Source organism: Amycolatopsis orientalis (assembly GCF_000943515.2).
GTDB lineage: Bacteria > Actinomycetota > Actinomycetes > Mycobacteriales > Pseudonocardiaceae > Amycolatopsis > Amycolatopsis orientalis.
This window is the reverse complement of record NZ_CP016174.1, coordinates 5,287,616-5,305,139: the sequence shown is the minus strand read 5'-3', so window position 1 is coordinate 5,305,139 and position 17,524 is coordinate 5,287,616. Positions and strand designations below refer to the sequence as shown.

The 17,524-nt window shown below is 67.5% G+C and carries 16 protein-coding genes; 10 read left to right on the top strand and 6 right to left on the bottom strand.

The window, feature by feature from the left end; translation table 11 throughout:
• Nucleotides 1-217: 217 nt before the first annotated feature.
• Nucleotides 218-661 carry a histone-like nucleoid-structuring protein Lsr2 gene (locus SD37_RS23230; RefSeq protein ID WP_044854916.1) on the bottom strand — a complete coding sequence of 148 codons (444 nt, stop codon included), beginning with the start codon at nt 659-661 and terminating at the stop codon, nt 218-220.
• A 403-nt stretch (nt 662-1,064) separates the two neighbouring features.
• Between SD37_RS23230 and SD37_RS42770 the strand changes: the two genes are divergently transcribed.
• Nucleotides 1,065-1,370: a hypothetical protein gene (locus SD37_RS42770; protein WP_145926708.1), complete on the top strand. Its 306-nt coding sequence runs from the start codon at nt 1,065-1,067 to the stop codon at nt 1,368-1,370.
• Here the strand turns inward: SD37_RS42770 and SD37_RS43875 are convergent.
• Nucleotides 1,333-1,485 carry a hypothetical protein gene (locus SD37_RS43875; protein WP_236725089.1) on the bottom strand — a complete coding sequence of 51 codons (153 nt, stop codon included), beginning with the start codon at nt 1,483-1,485 and terminating at the stop codon, nt 1,333-1,335. The genes SD37_RS42770 and SD37_RS43875 overlap by 38 nt on opposite strands.
• A gap of 187 nt (nt 1,486-1,672) precedes the next feature.
• On the opposite strand from SD37_RS43875, the gene SD37_RS23225 reads away from it, so the two are divergent.
• Together SD37_RS23225 and SD37_RS23220 are read left to right on the top strand one after the other, a co-directional pair.
• Nucleotides 1,673-3,946, top strand: coding sequence for a WD40/YVTN/BNR-like repeat-containing protein (locus tag SD37_RS23225; RefSeq protein WP_145926707.1), 2,274 nt, complete (start codon nt 1,673-1,675; stop codon nt 3,944-3,946).
• A gap of 126 nt (nt 3,947-4,072) precedes the next feature.
• Complete coding sequence (locus SD37_RS23220) at nt 4,073-5,686, top strand: PHP domain-containing protein (protein ID WP_065912939.1); 1,614 nt, start codon at nt 4,073-4,075, stop codon at nt 5,684-5,686.
• 22 nt (nt 5,687-5,708) lie between these two features.
• On the opposite strand, the gene SD37_RS23215 is transcribed toward SD37_RS23220, so the two are convergent.
• On the bottom strand, nt 5,709-6,566 hold the full coding sequence (locus SD37_RS23215) for a LysR family transcriptional regulator (RefSeq protein ID WP_044854917.1): 858 nt from the start codon (nt 6,564-6,566) through the stop codon (nt 5,709-5,711).
• Nucleotides 6,567-6,661: 95 nt separating this feature from the next.
• On the opposite strand from SD37_RS23215, the gene SD37_RS23210 reads away from it, so the two are divergent.
• Together SD37_RS23210 and SD37_RS23205 are read left to right on the top strand one after the other, a co-directional pair.
• Nucleotides 6,662-7,201 (top strand): cysteine dioxygenase family protein, encoded by a 540-nt coding sequence (locus tag SD37_RS23210; protein ID WP_044854918.1) that lies wholly within the window; start codon nt 6,662-6,664, stop codon nt 7,199-7,201.
• Between the two features lie 130 nt (nt 7,202-7,331).
• Nucleotides 7,332-8,540 (top strand): FAD-dependent monooxygenase, encoded by a 1,209-nt coding sequence (locus tag SD37_RS23205; protein WP_174567849.1) that lies wholly within the window; start codon nt 7,332-7,334, stop codon nt 8,538-8,540.
• Between the two features lie 44 nt (nt 8,541-8,584).
• Here SD37_RS23205 and SD37_RS23200 read toward each other — a convergent pair whose 3' ends face one another.
• Nucleotides 8,585-9,010, bottom strand: coding sequence for a nuclear transport factor 2 family protein (locus SD37_RS23200; protein WP_044854919.1), 426 nt, complete (start codon nt 9,008-9,010; stop codon nt 8,585-8,587).
• Nucleotides 9,011-9,115: 105 nt separating this feature from the next.
• On the opposite strand from SD37_RS23200, the gene SD37_RS23195 reads away from it, so the two are divergent.
• The 5 genes from SD37_RS23195 to SD37_RS23175 all read left to right on the top strand — a co-directional run bounded on the left by SD37_RS23195 (nt 9,116) and on the right by SD37_RS23175 (nt 14,330).
• Nucleotides 9,116-10,357, top strand: a complete 1,242-nt coding sequence (locus SD37_RS23195) for a sensor histidine kinase (protein ID WP_044854920.1) — start codon at nt 9,116-9,118, stop codon at nt 10,355-10,357.
• Nucleotides 10,354-11,016: a response regulator gene (locus SD37_RS23190; RefSeq protein ID WP_044854921.1), complete on the top strand. Its 663-nt coding sequence runs from the start codon at nt 10,354-10,356 to the stop codon at nt 11,014-11,016. The genes SD37_RS23195 and SD37_RS23190 overlap by 4 nt, the downstream gene beginning before the upstream one ends.
• 103 nt (nt 11,017-11,119) lie before the next feature.
• Nucleotides 11,120-12,265, top strand: a complete 1,146-nt coding sequence (locus SD37_RS23185; protein WP_044854922.1) for a glycosyltransferase 87 family protein — start codon at nt 11,120-11,122, stop codon at nt 12,263-12,265.
• Between the two features lie 5 nt (nt 12,266-12,270).
• Complete coding sequence (locus tag SD37_RS23180) at nt 12,271-12,657, top strand: VOC family protein (protein ID WP_044854923.1); 387 nt, start codon at nt 12,271-12,273, stop codon at nt 12,655-12,657.
• Nucleotides 12,658-12,932: 275 nt separating this feature from the next.
• A complete protein-coding gene (locus SD37_RS23175; RefSeq protein WP_236725088.1) occupies nt 12,933-14,330 on the top strand; it encodes an RICIN domain-containing protein in 1,398 nt (465 codons plus the stop codon).
• 69 nt (nt 14,331-14,399) lie between these two features.
• Here SD37_RS23175 and SD37_RS23170 read toward each other — a convergent pair whose 3' ends face one another.
• Together SD37_RS23170 and SD37_RS23165 are read right to left on the bottom strand one after the other, a co-directional pair.
• Nucleotides 14,400-15,428 (bottom strand): LacI family DNA-binding transcriptional regulator, encoded by a 1,029-nt coding sequence (locus tag SD37_RS23170; RefSeq protein WP_037305644.1) that lies wholly within the window; start codon nt 15,426-15,428, stop codon nt 14,400-14,402.
• A gap of 585 nt (nt 15,429-16,013) precedes the next feature.
• A complete protein-coding gene (locus SD37_RS23165) occupies nt 16,014-17,510 on the bottom strand; it encodes a glycoside hydrolase family 43 protein (RefSeq protein WP_083255056.1) in 1,497 nt (498 codons plus the stop codon).
• Between the last annotated feature and the right edge of the window lie 14 nt (nt 17,511-17,524).

Sequence of the window (17,524 nt, the reverse complement as noted above, 5' to 3'; positions counted from 1 at the left end):
CGGATCTACCAATACCCTCGACCTGGCCGACCCTTCGCTCTTTCGGCTGTGCTGGCAAGGCAAACCACGTCCGGCCACCCATCCGTGGCCAGGTTCCCCCTAATGCCAACAGAAACCCGCAGCCCCGACGGAAGCGTCCCGACGTTCGGGGGCGACTCGCCACCCCACCCCAGAGACAACGAGCCCGCGTGGTGCCGGTCCCGCTCAGGAGGAATTGTCAGCTGTCGGTCTTCTTCTTCCGCGGCGAGCGTTTGCGGACGGGCTTCGCCGGTGTCTCCTCGACCGGTTCCGGTTCCACGTCATCGACCGCCCCGGCGCTGTCGAACGCCTCATAGATCTCGTTCGGGATCCGCCCACGGTCGGCGATCGCGTAACCGTTCGCCGACGCCCACGCCCGCACCTGCTGATTACGCTCACGATCCGTGGACGTCACGGCACGGGACGGTCCAGCCGTGGACTGGCCCGCGGCGACCCTCAGCTTGCGCCCGCCCGTGCGGGTACCCGCCGCGACATAACGCTCCAGCTCGCCACGCAGCGCCTGCGCGTTCTTGTCGGAGAGGTCGATCTCGTACTGCACACCGTCGAGCCCGAAGGGCACCGTCTGCGTCGCCTCACCGCCATCGAGGTCATCGATGATCTCGACACTAACCTTCTGAGCCATCCGCACAGCCTTTCACCGAATAGTGCGACGCCCCTACGCGCCACCGAACGTCCGCAGCCTAACCACACACCTAGCCAACGTGGCGGCCGGACACATTCTTGTCACAAAAAACAAAGCCAGTGAGACTCTTACCCATCAACTCGCGAAAGGAAACCTGGTCGATCTTGGGCCTCGGCATTCGAGGCGCCAAAACCGGAGAAGGCGGTTTTCCTGACGAGCGGTCGCGTTGAAGGTCTATTTGCGACGTTGGAGTGATTTTCACCCGGACGCTTTGCTCCAACGGCGTGGTGATGTCGGCTGGAACTCCCATTTCCGTGCTCGGTGGTGGAGGCTGCTCGCTGTCCTGGTGGCGGCGGCCGGACCCCCCGTCGCCAGTGTCCTGTCGCGTCGAGGAGTTCTGACGATGGCCGAACCCGCTCCACCCCGGAACGTGCTGTTCGAAACCCGCGACCACGACCGCGCGAGCGACTATCTGACCGGCATCTACGGTGGCAACATCCGCTTGGACGGACGCAAGAAGGGCACTTTCCGTCTCGCCCGGCTGGGCACCGAAACGTTCACCATCAGCACCGCCACCCAGCTGCCCGCCCTACCGGACCCTGCGACGCGACGGCCGCTGACCCGGGACACCCGGCCATGGGCACGGACGGCTGGCGCGGGATATGCGGCGGTCACGGCTGTTGTCCTTCCTGGTGGATGGTGTGGGTGAGCACATGGATCGGCACGCCGTCGCGTCCGAGTTCCTGGTCCGGTCGGTCGTCCGGCCCGGTGATGTACCCGTCGACCGACATGGACATGTACAGCCGTAGCGGTGTCCTGCGCATCTCGAACCCTTCCTCCGGTCAGCTCTCATCCGTACGTCGATCGCGCGGCGCCGGATTCGACAACCTCTAGTGGAAACCGCTTTCCTCAATCGAGCCTGAACGGCGGATGTGCCCGCCGGGCCGAAGGCTTACGGTAGGAGTGGGAGCGCTCCCATATCTGTGAACCCTGTCGATCGGAGGACTCTCGATGAAGAGGGCTCTAGCCGGGATACTCGCGGTGACGATGACGGCGAGCCTGATGGCCGTCGTGCGGACCTCGGCCGTCGCGCGACCAGCGGCGGATCCAGCCGCCTGGAGCAACGCCGAGATCGCGGGCGGCGGCTTCGTTCCGGGCATCGTGTTCAATCAGACCGAACGGGACTTGATCTACGCGCGCACCGACATCGGCGGCGCGTATCGATGGAACCAGGCGACCGGCCGGTGGATCCCGTTGCTGGACCACATCGGGCGGAGCGACTGGGGGCACAACGGCGTGGCCGCGCTGGCCACCGATCCGGTGGAACCGAACCGGGTCTACGTCGCCGCCGGGATGTACACCAACAGCTGGGATCCCGGTAACGGGGCCATCCTGCGGTCGGCGGACCGGGGGAGCACCTGGCAGAAGTCGGCCTTGCCGTTCAAGCTCGGCGGGAACATGCCGGGCCGGGGGATGGGCGAGCGCCTGGTCATCGATCCGAACCGCAACAGCGTCCTCTATCTCGGCGCGCCGAGCGGCAACGGGCTCTGGCGCAGCACCGACCACGGGGCGACCTGGAGCAAGGTGACCTCGTTCCCCAATCCCGGCAACTACGCGCAGGATCCCGGCGATCCCAACGGTTATCTCAGCGACAACCAGGGCATCGCCTTCGTGGCCTTCGATCCGCGCACCGGTTCCCGCGGGAACGCAACCCAGACGATCTACGTCGGGGTGGCGGACAAGGAGAACATCCTCTACCGCAGCACGAACGGCGGGACGAGCTGGGAGCGGGTGCCCGGGCAGCCGACCGGGTACGTGCCGCACAAGGGGGTTCTCGACCCGGTCAACCGTGCCCTGTACGTCGCGACGAGCGACACCGGCGGGCCGTACGACGGCGCCAAGGGCGACGTGTGGAAGTTCGGCACGGCGTCCGGGGTGTGGACTCGCGTCAGCCCGATTCCGTCGACCAGTTCCGACGACTACTTCGGATACAGCGGCCTGACCCTCGACAGACAGCGGCCGGGCACGCTCATGGTCGCCACCCAGGTTTCCTGGTGGCCCGACGTCATCTTCTTCCGCAGTACCGATGGTGGCGCGTCGTGGACGCGGATCTGGGACTGGACGAGCTATCCCAACCGTGAACTCCGGTACACACAGGACATCTCCGCCGTTCCGTGGTTGAACCTCGGCGCGAATCCGTCTCCGCCGGAGGTGTCACCGAAGCTGGGATGGATGACCGAAACGATGGAGATCGACCCGTTCGACTCGAACCGCATGATGTACGGGACCGGTGCGACGATCTACGGGACCACGAATCTGACCACTTGGGACAGTGGCGGGAAGATCACGATCAAGCCCATGGTCGCCGGGCTGGAGGAGACCGCGGTGCTGGACCTGATCAGTCCACCGGCCGGGGCGCCCTTGCTCAGCGCGCTCGGCGACATCGGCGGATTCCGCCACGACCGGCTCGACAAGGTGCCGTCGAAGGTCTTCCTCTCACCGGCCTTCACGACCACCACCAGTCTCGACTATGCCGAACTCGCCCCGTACTCGATCGTGCGGGTCGGTGATTTCGACAAAGCCGCGCGCCCAGGCGACAACCGGGTCGCGTTCTCCACCGACGGCGGATCGAACTGGTGGCAGGGCGCGGAACCGGCGGGTGTCACCGGCGGCGGTACGGTCGCCGCCGGGGCCGACGCCAGCCGGTTCGTCTGGAGCCCCAAGGGAACAGGCGTGCATTACGCGTCCTGGTACGGCAGCTCGTGGACCGCGTCGACCGGGATACCCGCCGGTGCCGTCGTCGAGTCCGACCGGGTCAACCCCAGGAAGTTCTACGGTTTCGCGGCCGGACGGTTCTACGTGAGCACCGACGGCGGAGCGAACTTCACGGCGAGCGCCGCCACCGGGCTTCCCGCTGCCGCACGGTTCAAGGCGGTGGCCGGTCGCGAGGGCGACATCTGGCTCGCCGGGGGAGCGGGGATCTGGCACTCGACCGACTCCGGCGCCTCGTTCACCAAGGTGGCCGGCGTGGCGGAGGCGGACAACATCGGGATGGGCAAGGCCGCACCGGGCAAGACCTATCCGGCCCTCTACACGATCGCCAGGATCGCGGGCGTCCACGGCGTGTTCCGTTCGGACGACGCCGGGGCCAGCTGGGTCCGGATCAACGACGACAGGCACCAGTACGGCAACATCGGCGACGCGATCACCGGTGATCCGCGGGTGTACGGCCGGGTCTATCTCGGCACGAACGGGCGGGGGGTGGTGGTCGGGAACCCCGTGTGACGGCACGTCATGGCCTCGCGGCGTTCATCTCCTGGTCGCGCGATGGTTCATGAATAGTTCTCATGTTGACTAACGTGGTGCCGACGGGCGATCGCTCGCATCTGATCGTCGAGGAGCCTTGTGAACATGGGAAACACCGGCAGGCGCGGGGTTTTGATCGGCACCGGGCTGGCGGGTGTCGGCGCCGTCCTCGGCGCCGCGCCCGCCTCGGCCGAGAACGGGCGGCGCGAACCGCGTGACGGCTATCTGTGGCTGGCCGGTGACCACCACATCCACACGCAGTACAGCAACGACGCCATGTATCCGGTGGCGACGCAGGTCCAGCGCGCGATCGCCGGGAGCCTGAGCTGGCTGACCATCACCGACCACGGCAACGTCCCGTTCGCCACCCACAGTGTCCCGCCGCTGGTGGCCGACATCGCCGCGGCGCGACGCGGGCACGGCGAAGACATCCTCGTGTTCACCGGGCTCGAATGGAACATCCCGGCGGGCGAGCACACCACGCTCATGCTCGCCCCGGGGCGCGGCGAGGCGGCCCTGTTGCAGGAGTTCGTGAACCGGTACGACGCGCGGGTGAACGGTACCCGCGACGGCACGCCCGCCAACGAAGCGATCGCGTTGCAGGCCTTGAGGTTCTTGAAGGACGCCGTCGCCGCGGGACGGGTCGACGACGCCTTGGTGCTGCCGAACCACCCGTCGCGGCTGGGGATCAACTCGCCGCGCGAGACACGCGACTGGCGTGACACGGCACCGGGAATCGTGATCGGCATGGAGGGCGCGCCCGGCCATCAGGCGGCCGGGCTGCCCGCGCCGGGGATGGCGCGGGGGCGGGGGTTGTACGACTCGGCACCCGGGACGTTCTCGTTCCCGGGGTATCCGTTGGAGAGTTACCGCACCTGGGGTGGATTCGACTGGGCGACCGCCACCGTGGGCGGCCTCTGGGACAGCTTCCTGGCCGAGGGCAAGCCGTGGTGGATCACCACGACCTCGGACGGGCATCAGGGTTGCGGGGATTGGGTGAAGAACCCGGTCGACCCGCTGAACCAGACGTCCTACGACACCATTCCCTACGACGACGCCGGGCACACGTTCGCCACCACCGGCCGGTTCCCCGATCCCGTCCACGCCGGTCGTCCGGTCACCGAGTACAGCTCGTTCCCGCCCGGCGCCTACAACAAGACCTGGGTCGGCGCCACCGGCTATGGCCACCGCGAGGTGATGCGGGCGATGCGGGCCGGCCGGATGTGGGTCTGCCTCGGCGATCTCGTCGCCGGTCTGGACGTGCGGCTGCGCCCGGCCCGGTCGCATCGGCCTGGCGTGCCCATGGGCGGCACGATGACGGCCCGTCCCGGCGACGTCGTCGAAGCGGTGATCAAAATCGACCTCGCGGACCGTGCCAACTTCGCGGGCCTGGTCCCGAAACTGGCGCGGGTGGACCTGATCGTCGGCAAGGTCACCGGCCCGGCCGCGGACCGCGCGGTGTTCCACACGCCGCACACCAAGGTCGAGAAGTCGTGGGAAATCCGCGAACGGACCGGCACGGTCGAACTCGTCCACCGGTTCACCGTCGACGGGCCGTGCTATCTCCGGGTGCGCGGCACGGACGGCAAGCGTGTCGCTCCCGGCTACCACGGCTCCGCTGTCGACCCGGCAGGTCCCGCGCTCGACGTCGTGGGCCAGGCCGACCCTTGGGAAGACCTGTGGTTCTACTCCAACCCGATCTTCGCCACCACGGGATGAGCCGCGTTCGTCACATGCGGGGTCAGACGCTGGCCTGGATGGCGTGGATGAGGGCGGTGGTGGCGGGCGGGTCCGGCGGGTCGCCGTAGGTGACGGCATAGATCTGGCGGGGGTATTCGGGTAGTTCGGTGGTGTGGATACCGGGCGTCCGGTGCGCGCGGAGGGCGAGCCCGGGCAGGGTGGTGACGCCCATACGCGCGGCGACCAGCGCCTGCATCACGACGATGTCGTCGCTGACCAAGGTGATACGCGGCGTGAAGCCGGCGCACCGGCATACGGTGATCAGTTCCTCCTGACATCGGGCGCATCCGCCGATCCAGGTGGAGTCACGGTGGTCCGCGATGGTCTGCCCGGGCTCGTAGGTGGCCAGGTAGATCGGGTCGTCGAACAGATGGACCAGCCGGAGCCCCTCCTCCTCGCGCGGAGTGTCGTCGTACCGGAAGATCAACGCGACGTCGATCTCGCCCGCGCGCAGCATGCGCAGCGCTTCGACCGGGTGGACGTCGACCAGGCCCAGCTCGATCCCGGGATGGGCACGGGCCAGCGTCGCGGCCGCCTTCGGGACGACGGTGCTCAGGATCGACTGGAACCCGGCCATCCGGACCCGCCCGGCCCGAAGTCCGACCTGTGCGGCGAGTTCGGTCGCGGCGGCGTCGACCCGGCCGACGATCTCGGCGGCGCGGGCGGCCAGCAGCCGCCCTTCCGGGGTGAGGCGGATGCCCCGGCCGATCCGCTGGATCAGCTTCGCGCCGGTGGCCGCTTCCAGCCGAGTGAGGTGATGGCTGACCGCCGGCTGGGTGTAGTGCAGTTCCTTCGCCGCTTCGGTCACCGACTCGTGCCGGGCAACGGCGGCCAGCACCGTCAGCTGGGTCAGGTTCATTCATAAAGAATACTTATGTGAAGCCGAAAACCTTGGCATTGGACGGCATGACAGCGGTGGCGCCACGATGAAAAGCCTGCGACGGAAGGAGAAACATGACCACCGCATCGGAGACCACCGGCACGCGGTCCAGACCCGGTCTGGCGGAACTGATCGACCGGATCCGCCAGTGCACCCGGCGGGGAGCCGACCCGGGCACGACCGCTCGTCTGGTGGCCGACGTCCTCGGGGAACTGCGCCCCAGCGCGCGACTGCTCACGGCCGCGGAACGAGCGGGTTCCGCCGACGGATACACCCGTCATACGCTGCACGCCGAATCCGCGTTTTCGATTTCCGCCGTGGTGTGGCGTCCCGGCCAGCTCACCGAGATCCACGACCATCTGGTGTGGTGTTCGTTCCTTGTCCTGCAAGGCGCCGAAACCGAGAACATCTTCGACATCGACGGCGACAGGCTGGTCCAGCTCGGTCAGCGGCAGCGCCCCGCCGGTTCGGTCAGCGGCGTCGCGCCCCCCGACGACATCCACCAGGTGCACAACACCGGCGACACGGTCGCCATCACCCTGCACGTGTACGGCGCGGACCTCAGCCGGGGGACCAGCGTCCGCCGCACTTACCGGTTGAGCACCGCCTCGTGAGTGGTAATGACGGTTAAAACCGTCATTACCACTCACGACTCTCTGGTGCCGGAAGCCGCGAGATCATCCGCGAGAGGCGGAGTTCGCCGTACACTCCACCGCGTTGTCCGGATGGTGATTGGGGGCCGCGGTGAGCGGTTGCAAGGTGTTGGTGGCCGGGGCGAGCATCGCGGGGCCCGCGCTGGCCCATTGGTTGCGGCGGCGGGGAGCCGAGGTGACCGTGGTGGAGCGGGCCCCGGGGCTGCGTCCCGGCGGCCAGGCGGTGGACGCGCGCGGGGTGACCAAGGAGGTCATCCGGCGGATGGGGCTGGACGCGGCGGTGCGCGCGGCCTGCACCGACACGGCGGGCGCGTACACCGTGGACGCCGACGGGAACGTGCTGGAGACCTACCGCGCCGAGGACGACGGCGGCGACGGATTCATCGCGGACATCGAGATCTTGCGCGGAGACCTGTCCCAGGTGCTCTACGACGACACCCGTGACGGCGTCGAATACCTTTTCGGCGACCGGATCGCGGAGCTCGCCCAGGACGCGGACGGGGTCGACGTGACCCTCGCGAGCGGCGGACGGCGGCGCTTCGATCTGGTGATCGGGGCCGACGGCCTGCACTCGGCGCTGCGCGGGATGGTCTTCGGGCCGAGGGAGCGGTTCGTCCGCCACCTCGGGCTGGTGCTGGCTTTCTACAGCGTGCCCAACGAATTCGGGCTGGATCGCTGGCTGATCGAGTACCAAGACAAGGAGTCCGGACGCTCCGCCTTGCTGCGGCCCATCCAGGACGCCACCCGGGCGATGGCCATGTTCTCCTTCCCCGCGGCCGATTTCGACGTCGACTACCGCGACATCGAGGGCCAGAAGCGCCTGCTGCGTGAGCAGATGGACGGGCTGGGCTGGTCCACCCAGCGCATCCTCGCGCAGCTGGACGACACCCCGGACTTCTACCTCGACCAGGTCGCCCAGGTGGTGATGGACCGCTGGTCGGACGGACGGGTGGGCCTGATCGGCGACGCGGCGTTCAGCTCGTCGCCGATGTCCGGACAGGGCACCGGGCTGGCCATGGTCGGCGCCTACCTGCTGGCGGGAGAACTCGCCGCAGCGGACTGGGATCCCAAGGCAGGGTTCGACGGCTATGAGTCGCGGATGCGCCCGTTCGTCGAAGCCAACCAGGAGATCGGCCGGATGCACGTGCAAGTCCTCAACCCCTCCGGGGCGGACGCCGAGCCGGGCGCGGAACCCGACATGGAGGCGTTCATGCCGCTGATCGAGCGCGCGCTCAACGGCGTCGAACTGCCCGACTACGCCGGCGTGCCGGACTCCGGGGCCACGTCGGCGCGGACATAAAGAAGCGCGGATGTCCCCTGCGTCTCGCAGGGGACATCCGCGTCTCAAGCGTGGCCCTCGCCGAAGACCATGCGGTGCCCGCGAGCGGTGTCCATGTACTCGCGGACGCGGTGGACGAGGCCGTCCCGGAGTTCGAAGACGAAGCAGTAGTCGTTGGCGTAGTGGTTGCCGTTGGCCAACGTCGCCGTCATAGTCTCCTCCACGATCACGCGCTCGCCGTCGGCGTGGAACCCGTGGAAGGCCACCGCGACGTCACTCACGAAGAAGCGCGGGAAGTCTTCGGCGAGGAACTGCACGATCGCCTTCCTGCCCACCAAATGGGCCGGGCCCTCCAGCGCGACGGCGGTGGCGTTTCCCGGGGGCGCCTTCCACTCGGCGTCTTCGGTGAAGACTGCGGAGATCTGGTCGGCGTCGTGGCTGGCGAAGGCCTTCCAGGCGTTCTGGACGATCTCTCGGCTCTGCTGTGACATGCCGCGACCCTATGCGGGCAGGAACGGGAGGGGCTGGCGGATTTCCGACGCCACCACAAGCGCGACTACGCAGCGTGAGTCGATCCAAGGGTAGGGTCATACCCGATGATCGACCGAAAGCGCCTGCGGGTGTGGTGGGACGCGCTGCTCTACACGGCGTTCACGGGGACGGACAGCGCGCCGAAGCGCTCGGCGGCGTTGCGAAGGCTGCGCGGTCTGGCCATTGTCGGATGTGGACTGTGGGCGGCTTTCATCACGTTCTCCACGGTTTCGGCGTCGCCGCCGGTGAAGGCGTTCAATGTGGTCGTCACCGCGGTGCCGTGCTTTCTCGCCGTGCGCTCGTCCCTGTGGGGATGGCGCGCGCTGATCCTGGGCCTCACGATCACCCCGCTGACCTTGACGGGCATGGTCGAGTCCTGGGGCTGGCCGTGGTCACCGGGCTTCGCGCTGACGGCGGCCCTCGTCCTGTACCTGGTGGGCGAGAGTACCGATCAAACGGAGCTGACCTGGGCGGCGCTGATCTCGCTGGGTGCGGTGACGCCGTTCCTCCGGGATTGGCGGGATGCCGCACTGCTCGTGGTGCTGGGCGGAATACTGTTCTTCGTCGGGAACACCGTGCGTCAGCGGCGGCTCGCCGAGGAGGAGCGCGTCGCCCAGCAGGAGCGCCGGATCGCCGAGGAAACCCGTGCGACCCTGCTGGAGGAACGCGCGGGAATCGCCCGTGAACTCCATGATGTGGTCGCTCATCACATGTCCGTGCTCGCGTTGCGCGCGGACTCCGCGCGTTTCCGCTTCGCCGGTCCGGAGAAGGCCGAACTCGACGACGGGGTGTGGCGAGAGTTCGCCGATCTCGCCCTGACCGCCCGTGAAGGTCTGACCGAGTTGCGCAGGCTGCTCGGCGTTCTTCGTGCCGGGGACGGAGAACTGCCGGTGGTTCCGCAGCCGGGACTGGCCGGGGTGGTGAAACTGGTCGAAGGCGTCGAAGCCACGGGTACCCGGTGTGAACTCGAGCTGCACGGCGACCTGGACGACGTTCCGGTGGGGGTCGCGCTGTCGGTGTTCCGGATCGCGCAGGAAGCGCTCAGCAACGCGATCCGGCACGCGCCCGGAGCCCCTGTGTCGGTCGAACTCGCCAAGCAGTCCGGTTTTCTTCGCCTGGTCGTTCACAATGGCCCCGGCAACCGTCCAAAGCGGACTGAACAGGCCCGCGGCGGGCACGGCTTGATGGGTATGAGGGAACGGGCCGCTATGCTCGCGGCGGATCTTGAGGTGGGGGAGAGGCCGGACGGCGGTTTCCGGGTCGCCCTGATCGTTCCGCTTGATCGGGAGGGGCAGCTGAAGTCGTGATCTCGGTGGTCATCGCCGACGACCAGACAATGGTCAGGCAGAGTTTCCGCGCGGTGCTCGACGCGCAGGCCGACATGCGCGTGGTCGGGGAGGCCGCGGACGGGACGGCCGCCGTCGAGCTGTGCGCCGAACTCGAACCGGACGTCGTGCTGATGGACGTGCGTATGCCCGAACTCGACGGACTCGAGGCGACCCGGCGGATCGTGGCGGGGCGCGAAGAGATCCGCGTGCTGATCCTCACCACCTTCGACATCGACGAGTACGTGTTCGGCGGGCTGCGGGCGGGGGCCAGCGGGTTCCTGCTGAAGGACGCCCCGCTGGACGATCTGGTCACCGCGGTGCGGGTGGTCGCCGCGGGCAACGCGCTCTTCGCGCCGACGATCACCAAGCGGCTGATCGGTGAGTTCGTCCGCACGAATGCCTCGGCGCACGCGGGCCGCTCCCGCCTGGCGGAGCTGACGGCACGCGAGACAGACGTGCTCCGGCTGGTCGCGCGGGGCTTGTCCAACGCCGAGATCGCCGAAGCGCTGGTGATCGCCGAGCAGACGGCGAAATCCCATGTCAGCAGGGTTTTCGCCAAGCTCGGCGTGCGGGACCGCGCACAAGCCGTGATGGTCGCGTACGAGGTGGGACTCATCGTGCCGGGGAACACGACCTGATACCGGGGTACGGGGTGCGGGGCGCTCGGGATACCCGGGTAGTGGTGCCAAGACGGTTCCCGCGGGTGATGTGTCCCGGGGACGAACCGGAGATCGTTTCCCCATGGAAAGGGAACCTCGCGCCACCACGGTGCTGATCATCGTCGGCGGCGCGATGGCCGTGTTCGCCATGACCGCGCTCGTCTGGTGGATTTCGGGTACGCCGCTGGGGATCGATTCCTCGGTCTACCGCGCCGGCGGGCTCGCCGTGGTCCAGGGGGACGATCTCTATTCGTCCCTGGCCGGGCTTCCCGATTGGGCACCGGAGCTGCCGTTCACTTATCCGCCGTTCGCCGCGTTGCTCTTCACGTCGCTGACCGTGCTGCCGGCACAGCTGTGCTGGGGCGTGCTCGCGATGGCCGCCGCACCCTCGCTCTACTGCGCGCTCCGGCCGTTCACCGACCGGGCGTACCTCCCCGTCTCGCTGCTCGGCGCGTTCGCGCTGCAGCCGGTGTGGCAGAGCATCGGGCTCGGCCAGGTCAATCTGATCCTGATGGCGGCCGTCGTGGCGGACGTACTTCTCCTGCGCGGTTCGCGCGGGTGCGGTGTCCTGATCGGGATCGTCGCGGCGGTGAAGCTGATTCCGCTGATCTTCATCGCCCATCTCCTGCTGGTCCGGCGGACCGCGGACGCGGCACGTGCGGCGGCGGCCTTCCTCGGCGCGACGGTGCTCGCGGCGATCGTCCTGCCGGGGGACTCCGTGCGCTATTGGACCTCCGCGATCTTCAACGACCACTTCGCGGAGATGAAGGGCTGGGTGGGAAACCAGTCATGGCAAGGTTTCGTCGCGCGGATGATGCCGGACGGGCGTTTCGCGACGGCGGCGACCGTGGCGGGCAGCGCGGCGTGCGCGGCATCGGCGATGTGGCTCGTGCACCGGCTCCACCGCGCGGGCGACGGTCGCGCCGCGCTCCTGGTCACGGCCGGATGTTCCCTTCTGGTCAGCCCGATCTCCTGGACCCACCACTGGGTGTGGGTGGTGCCCGCACTCGGATACCTCGTCACGAGGCGGCCGCGGGTGGTGGCGCTGGTGGTCGCCGTCCTGTTCACGGGGTGGACGGTCGCCGTGGTCCCCGGTGGTGGAGGTGCCGAACGAGGGTGGAACTTCGCGGAAGCCCTTGTCGGCAACGCCTATCTGTGGGTCCTCCTGATCGCCGGCGGCCGGCTGACCTGGCGGTTGACCTCCAGCAAACTAGAGGTTCTAGGTTGATTTTCATGACAGTACAGTTGAACCACACCATCATCAACGCCACCGACCGGGCCGCCACGGCCGACTTCCTGGTCTCGATCCTCGGATTTCCCGCCCCCGCCGAATTCGGTCCGTTCCTGGTGGTCCAGACCGGCAACGGCGTCTCGCTCGACGTCATGCACAGCACGGAGGAGTTCTCCAGGCAGCATTACGCCTTCCTTGTCGAAGAGGACGAATTCGACACGATCTTCGGGCGGATCAGTGAAGGAGGCCTGCCGTACTGGGCGGGGCCGGGGCACCGCGGCGCCGGCGAGATCAACACCAACGACGGCGGCCGGGGCGTGTACTTCGACGACCCCGACGGTCATGTGCTGGAGATTCTGACCCGCCCGTACGGATCCGGCGCTTCCTGATCGCCCTGAGGGAAGGTCCAGGTGGTCGTGAGTGGTAAGTGTCGTTCTAACGACACTTACCACTCACGACCAGCTCGGCCGAAGCTGAACGTTGTTGAGTGTTTCTGTCCGCTTTCTTGCGCCCGATCGGCGATCAGCTTGATATTGATCCTGCCGATACCGATCTTGCCACACCGCCGTGGTCAAGGCGGCGGGCCAGAAGGGAAGAACCCATGAGATCGCCGAATCGACCGGGTGCTCACCGAGCGCTGTTCGTGGTTTCCAAGCTATTGGCGGTGTTCACTCTGGTCGCCGGAATGCTGACCAGTGTGCCGATGCAGGCGCAGGCTTCCACTTCGCAGTTCCGAGGGGTGAACTGGGCGGACCAGCGCGACAATTTCGTCAACGGAGTGCTGTACGTCTCCGGTCTCAGCGCGTCGGACACCTACGCGTCGGCCGCCACCGTCGCCGATCAGGTCGTCGGGCAGATGTACGCCATGACCGGCGCGAACACGGTCCGCATGCCGATCAACGAGCCCACTGTCGCGAGCTACTGGAACACCTACACCGGCGCGATCGACAAAGCGCTCAGCAAAGGCAAGGTGATTCTGGCCTACTGGGCCTACACCGGCGGAAAGCCGCAGAACAGTTCGGCTTTCACGCAGATGTGGGATCGCGTCGTCGGCAAATACGGCGGTAACCCGAATGCCTATTTCGAGGTCATCAACGAGCCTGCCGGTTACGATATCGGCAGCTTGAACAATATGTACAACGACTGGCTCAACAGGTATCCCAGTGTGCCGAGAGGCCGGGTCATCCTCGACGGTGGCGGCCTGGCCCAGAATGTCGCCGGTGTCGGCGGTGACAGGCGTCTCGACAACACACTGCTCGCGGTGCACGATTATTCGTTCTTCGCCGGTTATGAAAGCGAGAACGAATGGGCGAACCATATCGGCGGCTATATCGGGGGCTACGCCGATCGCACCATCGCGACCGAGTGGGGCGGGCCGATGGGGCCGGGCAGCAAGAACGGCGTCCACTACGACCCCATCGACTACAACATCCCGAGCGGCTCGTTCTTCGCCGACTACACCCGGGGTGTCAGCAGCAAACTGCGGAGCCTCGGGATGGGCAGCGTGTACTGGCCGGGGCTGCGCGACGGCGATTGGTACAGCCTGACGACCAGGACCGGAGCCGGTGCGGACATCAAACTCTCCCTGGTGAACGCGTCCGGCCTCGCCCGGTTGCGGTACGCGTGGGGGCTCGGCGACGCCGGCGGGACCTATGTCCGGATCGTCAACGCGGCCACCGGTCTCTACGCCGACGGTGCCGGGCGCACCTCCTCCGGCGGCAACGCCGCCCAGTGGGGTGACAGCGCGAGCCGTGCCGAGCAGCAATGGGTCATCGAGAACTACGGGAACTCCGTACGGATCAAGAACCGGGCCACTGGTTTGTACCTCGACGGCGCTGGGCGCACGGCCAACGGTGCCGCGGTGGCCCAGTACGCGGCGAGTACCGCCACCAGTCAGCAGTGGCTGGTGACGACCGACGCCAACTACGTGCGCGTCAAGAACCGCGCCACCGGCAAGTACATCGACGGAATGGGCAGCACCGGCAACGGTGCGGATCTGGGCCAGTACGCCGACAGCACCAGCAAGAACCAGCGCTGGCGGATCATCGCGGCCACCGGCTGACCCGGCATCCCACGCAGGCGTGGCCCGGGATGGACTCCATCCCGGGCCACGCCTGTGCGATGGGGAAATTCAGGCCGACTCGCGCACGATCAGTTCGGTGTCGAACACCAGGCTGGGGGGAGTGGCAGGCCCGTTGATCATCGCGAGCAGTTCGCGGGCCATCCGGGCGCCCATCTCCTCGATCGGCTGGCGCACCGTGGTGAGTGGCGGCTCGGTGCGGCGGCCGACCGGCAGATCGTCGAAACCGATCACGGCGACGTCCTCGGGTACGCGCCGCCCGGCCCGGCGCAGCGCCCGGAGCGCACCCGCCGCCATCAGGTCGGAGGCGGCGAAGATGGCGTCCACGTCGGGCCTCCGCTCGAGCAACCGTGCCGTGGCGTGGTCGCCGGAGGCCAGCCCGAAGTCGCCGAACACCACCAGGCTGTCGTCGATGCCGTCCGCTTTGCAGATGGCCTTCCGGTAGCCGAGCAGCCGGTCGATACCCGCCACCATGTCCTGCGGCCCCGCGATCGTCGCGATGGTGCGCCGCCCGGACGCGAGCAGATGCCGGACGGCCTGTTCCGCGCCGCCCCGATTGTCCGCGTCCACATAGGAGTATTGCCCGGAATCCTCGTCGCACACCGGGCGTCCGCCGAACACCACCGGGATGCCGAGCCACGCGAGGTCGAGCGGGTACCGGCCGTGCATCCCGATCACCAGCGCGCCGTCGACATGCCCGTCGGCGAGATAGTGCACGATCGAGGCCGGGTAGTCCTCCGTCGACGACATGGGGATCAGCACGAGCTGCGCACCCGCGGTGGCCAGTTCCTTGGTCATCCCGGCCGCTATCCGCGCGACGTAGGGGTCCGCGAACACCTGCAGCATCTTCTCGCAGACCACCAGCGCGATCGATCCGGTGCGCCGCACGTCTTTCAGGCTCGCGGCGCGACGGCGGGCGTAGCCGAGCGCGATCATCGCGGATTTGACCTGGTCGCGCGTCTCCGGCCGGACCTTGGCGAATCCGTTGAGCACGCGGGACGCTGTCGCCGTCGACACGCCGGCGACCCTGGCCACATCGGCCAGCGTGGGGCGGATATCGGGCAGCTCGACTGCGGACACTTTCCACCTTCCCAAGACAACCCTGTCCGGTGGGCGGCGTTTGCCCAAAACCGTATGGTGACCCGACGATAGCGCCTCTTCGGCGCGAACGGAAGTGTTCGGCGAATGGTTACACGGGCAGGAAACCCTTGGTGCCCTTGGGATTGCGCTCGTCTCGGCACGAAACCACGAGCCGGATGGCGACCGTTCCCTTTATGTGGAAAAGGAGCATGCATTTGTTCGTGCGAGGACTACGGCAATTCGGGTGCGTTCACCATGCCGGTGAGGTGAATGAAGTCTTCTCGCACAAGCACGTCGATACGCGGGGACCCTGGCCGGTGGCGACTGGGCGGAGGGGCGGACGTGTGTGGTCATGGGTGCTCCACTGCGTTGTGGGCCGGTCTTCGCACGGCGGTCGCGTCCACGATGTATGCGACTCATTCGCGGCATCGGGACGCCTTCGGTACGGGGACGGATGGTCGGGGACGGCGGGGGTTCGATTCTCATCACATGACAGCGTCTTGTTACATCCCAGTCAAGAGCCCGTAGACGCTCGATTCAAGATACTTTCCCCGGAATCCTGCCGATATCGCGAATTTCATCCATTCAGACCACCGTGGCCACGCCGCGTGGATGAGTACTACTCATCCCGGCCGCCGAACGGGCTGACACGCCACGGCGCCCGCCCCCGGGAACGGGGCGGGCGCCGCGGCGCAGGACGGGGCAACGCGGACCGAACTGCCACCAGTTCACGTTGAACAGGTACCCGCCTCCGCCGGTGAACCGGAGGTACAGATCGTGGGTACCGGACGCGCCGTTGACCGGGCACGAGACCGTGGTCCAGTTCTGCCAGCCGCCGGTACCTCGCACGCCGCATTTGCCCACCAGCGTGCCGGTGGGGCTGTCGAGCCGGAGTTCGACGTCACCGCCCCCGGTCGCCGACGCCACCCGGGTGGTGAAGGTGGCCGCGCCGGCGCCGAACGCGGCACCCTTGACCTTGATCCAGTCGCCGTTTTCGAGATGCGACACGTTCATGCCGCCTTCCGCGGCGACCTCGGTCTCGATACCGGAGCCCCACGCGATGGTTTCGGCCTCTTGGCGGGTGTACGGATCCAAGGTGCCGACCTGTGGGGCTCCCGTGCCGGTCATCATGATCGTCGGGATCGTGCCGTCGGGCCGGTAGTCGAACTTCTCGACGGCGACCGAACGCGTGTAGCCACCGCCGCCGGGCAACGCGCCGTTGTGGTAGAAGAAGTACGAATTGCCCTTGAAATCGATGATGCCGGGATGGTTGGTGAAACTGCTGCCCTGCGTCGGCATGACCGTTCCGCGATAGGTCCACGGACCGGTCGGGCCGGGCGCCGTCGAGTACCCGATGAACTCCGAGCAGCACTTGGCCGCGAAAACGTTGTAGTACAACCCGTTCCGTTTGTAGACCCAGGGGCCCTCCTCGTACAGCGTCGGCCGGTTCCCGCCGTTGGGCCGGGTGCCGAACCCCGCGGTGGTGAGCGGGATCTGGGCCGGGCTGCCGTTGAAGGAGATCATGTCGGGGTTCAGCTTGGCGTACCACAGGTTCGGGTTTCCCCAGTAGAGATACGCCTGTCCGTTGTCGTCGATGAAGACGGTTGGGTCGATCTCGCCGTTTTCCGCCAGCGGGTGGCCGAGCGCGTCCCTGAACGGGCCGGTGGGGCTGTCGGCGACCGCGACCCCGATGGCGTAGCGCCCGGTGGCCTTGCTGGTCACCGGGACGTACCAGTAGAACTTGCCGTTGCGCTCGATGGCCTGGCCCGCCCACGCGTCGGACTTCGCCCACGTGAAGGTGGCCAGGTTCATCGGGGAACCGTGGTCGGTCCAGTTCACCATGTCCGCGGACGACCACACCCGCCATTCCTTCATGGTGAACCAGGTGGAGTTGTCCTCGTCGTGCCCGGTGTAGAGGTAGATCCGGCCGTTGTGCACCAGCGGGGCGGGATCGGCCGTGTGGATGTGCTGGATGATCGGGTTGTCGGCCGCCGCCGTCGCCGGGAACAGTGTGACGGCGCAGAGCGTCGTGACCAGCCAGGCGAGTCCGCGCCTGAACCGGGTCCGTGGAGACGATCGCATCGGTACCTCCGTGG

Coding starts and splice junctions, on each gene's coding strand:
- SD37_RS23230 (WP_044854916.1), bottom strand. CDS start 661: ATGGCTCAGAAGGTTAGTGTCGAGATCATCGATGACCTCGATGGCGGT.
- SD37_RS42770 (WP_145926708.1), top strand. CDS start 1,065: ATGGCCGAACCCGCTCCACCCCGGAACGTGCTGTTCGAAACCCGCGAC.
- SD37_RS43875 (WP_236725089.1), bottom strand. CDS start 1,485: ATGCGCAGGACACCGCTACGGCTGTACATGTCCATGTCGGTCGACGGG.
- SD37_RS23225 (WP_145926707.1), top strand. CDS start 1,673: ATGAAGAGGGCTCTAGCCGGGATACTCGCGGTGACGATGACGGCGAGC.
- SD37_RS23220 (WP_065912939.1), top strand. CDS start 4,073: ATGGGAAACACCGGCAGGCGCGGGGTTTTGATCGGCACCGGGCTGGCG.
- SD37_RS23215 (WP_044854917.1), bottom strand. CDS start 6,566: ATGAACCTGACCCAGCTGACGGTGCTGGCCGCCGTTGCCCGGCACGAG.
- SD37_RS23210 (WP_044854918.1), top strand. CDS start 6,662: ATGACCACCGCATCGGAGACCACCGGCACGCGGTCCAGACCCGGTCTG.
- SD37_RS23200 (WP_044854919.1), bottom strand. CDS start 9,010: ATGTCACAGCAGAGCCGAGAGATCGTCCAGAACGCCTGGAAGGCCTTC.
- SD37_RS23195 (WP_044854920.1), top strand. CDS start 9,116: ATGATCGACCGAAAGCGCCTGCGGGTGTGGTGGGACGCGCTGCTCTAC.
- SD37_RS23185 (WP_044854922.1), top strand. CDS start 11,120: ATGGAAAGGGAACCTCGCGCCACCACGGTGCTGATCATCGTCGGCGGC.
- SD37_RS23180 (WP_044854923.1), top strand. CDS start 12,271: ATGACAGTACAGTTGAACCACACCATCATCAACGCCACCGACCGGGCC.
- SD37_RS23165 (WP_083255056.1), bottom strand. CDS start 17,510: ATGCGATCGTCTCCACGGACCCGGTTCAGGCGCGGACTCGCCTGGCTG.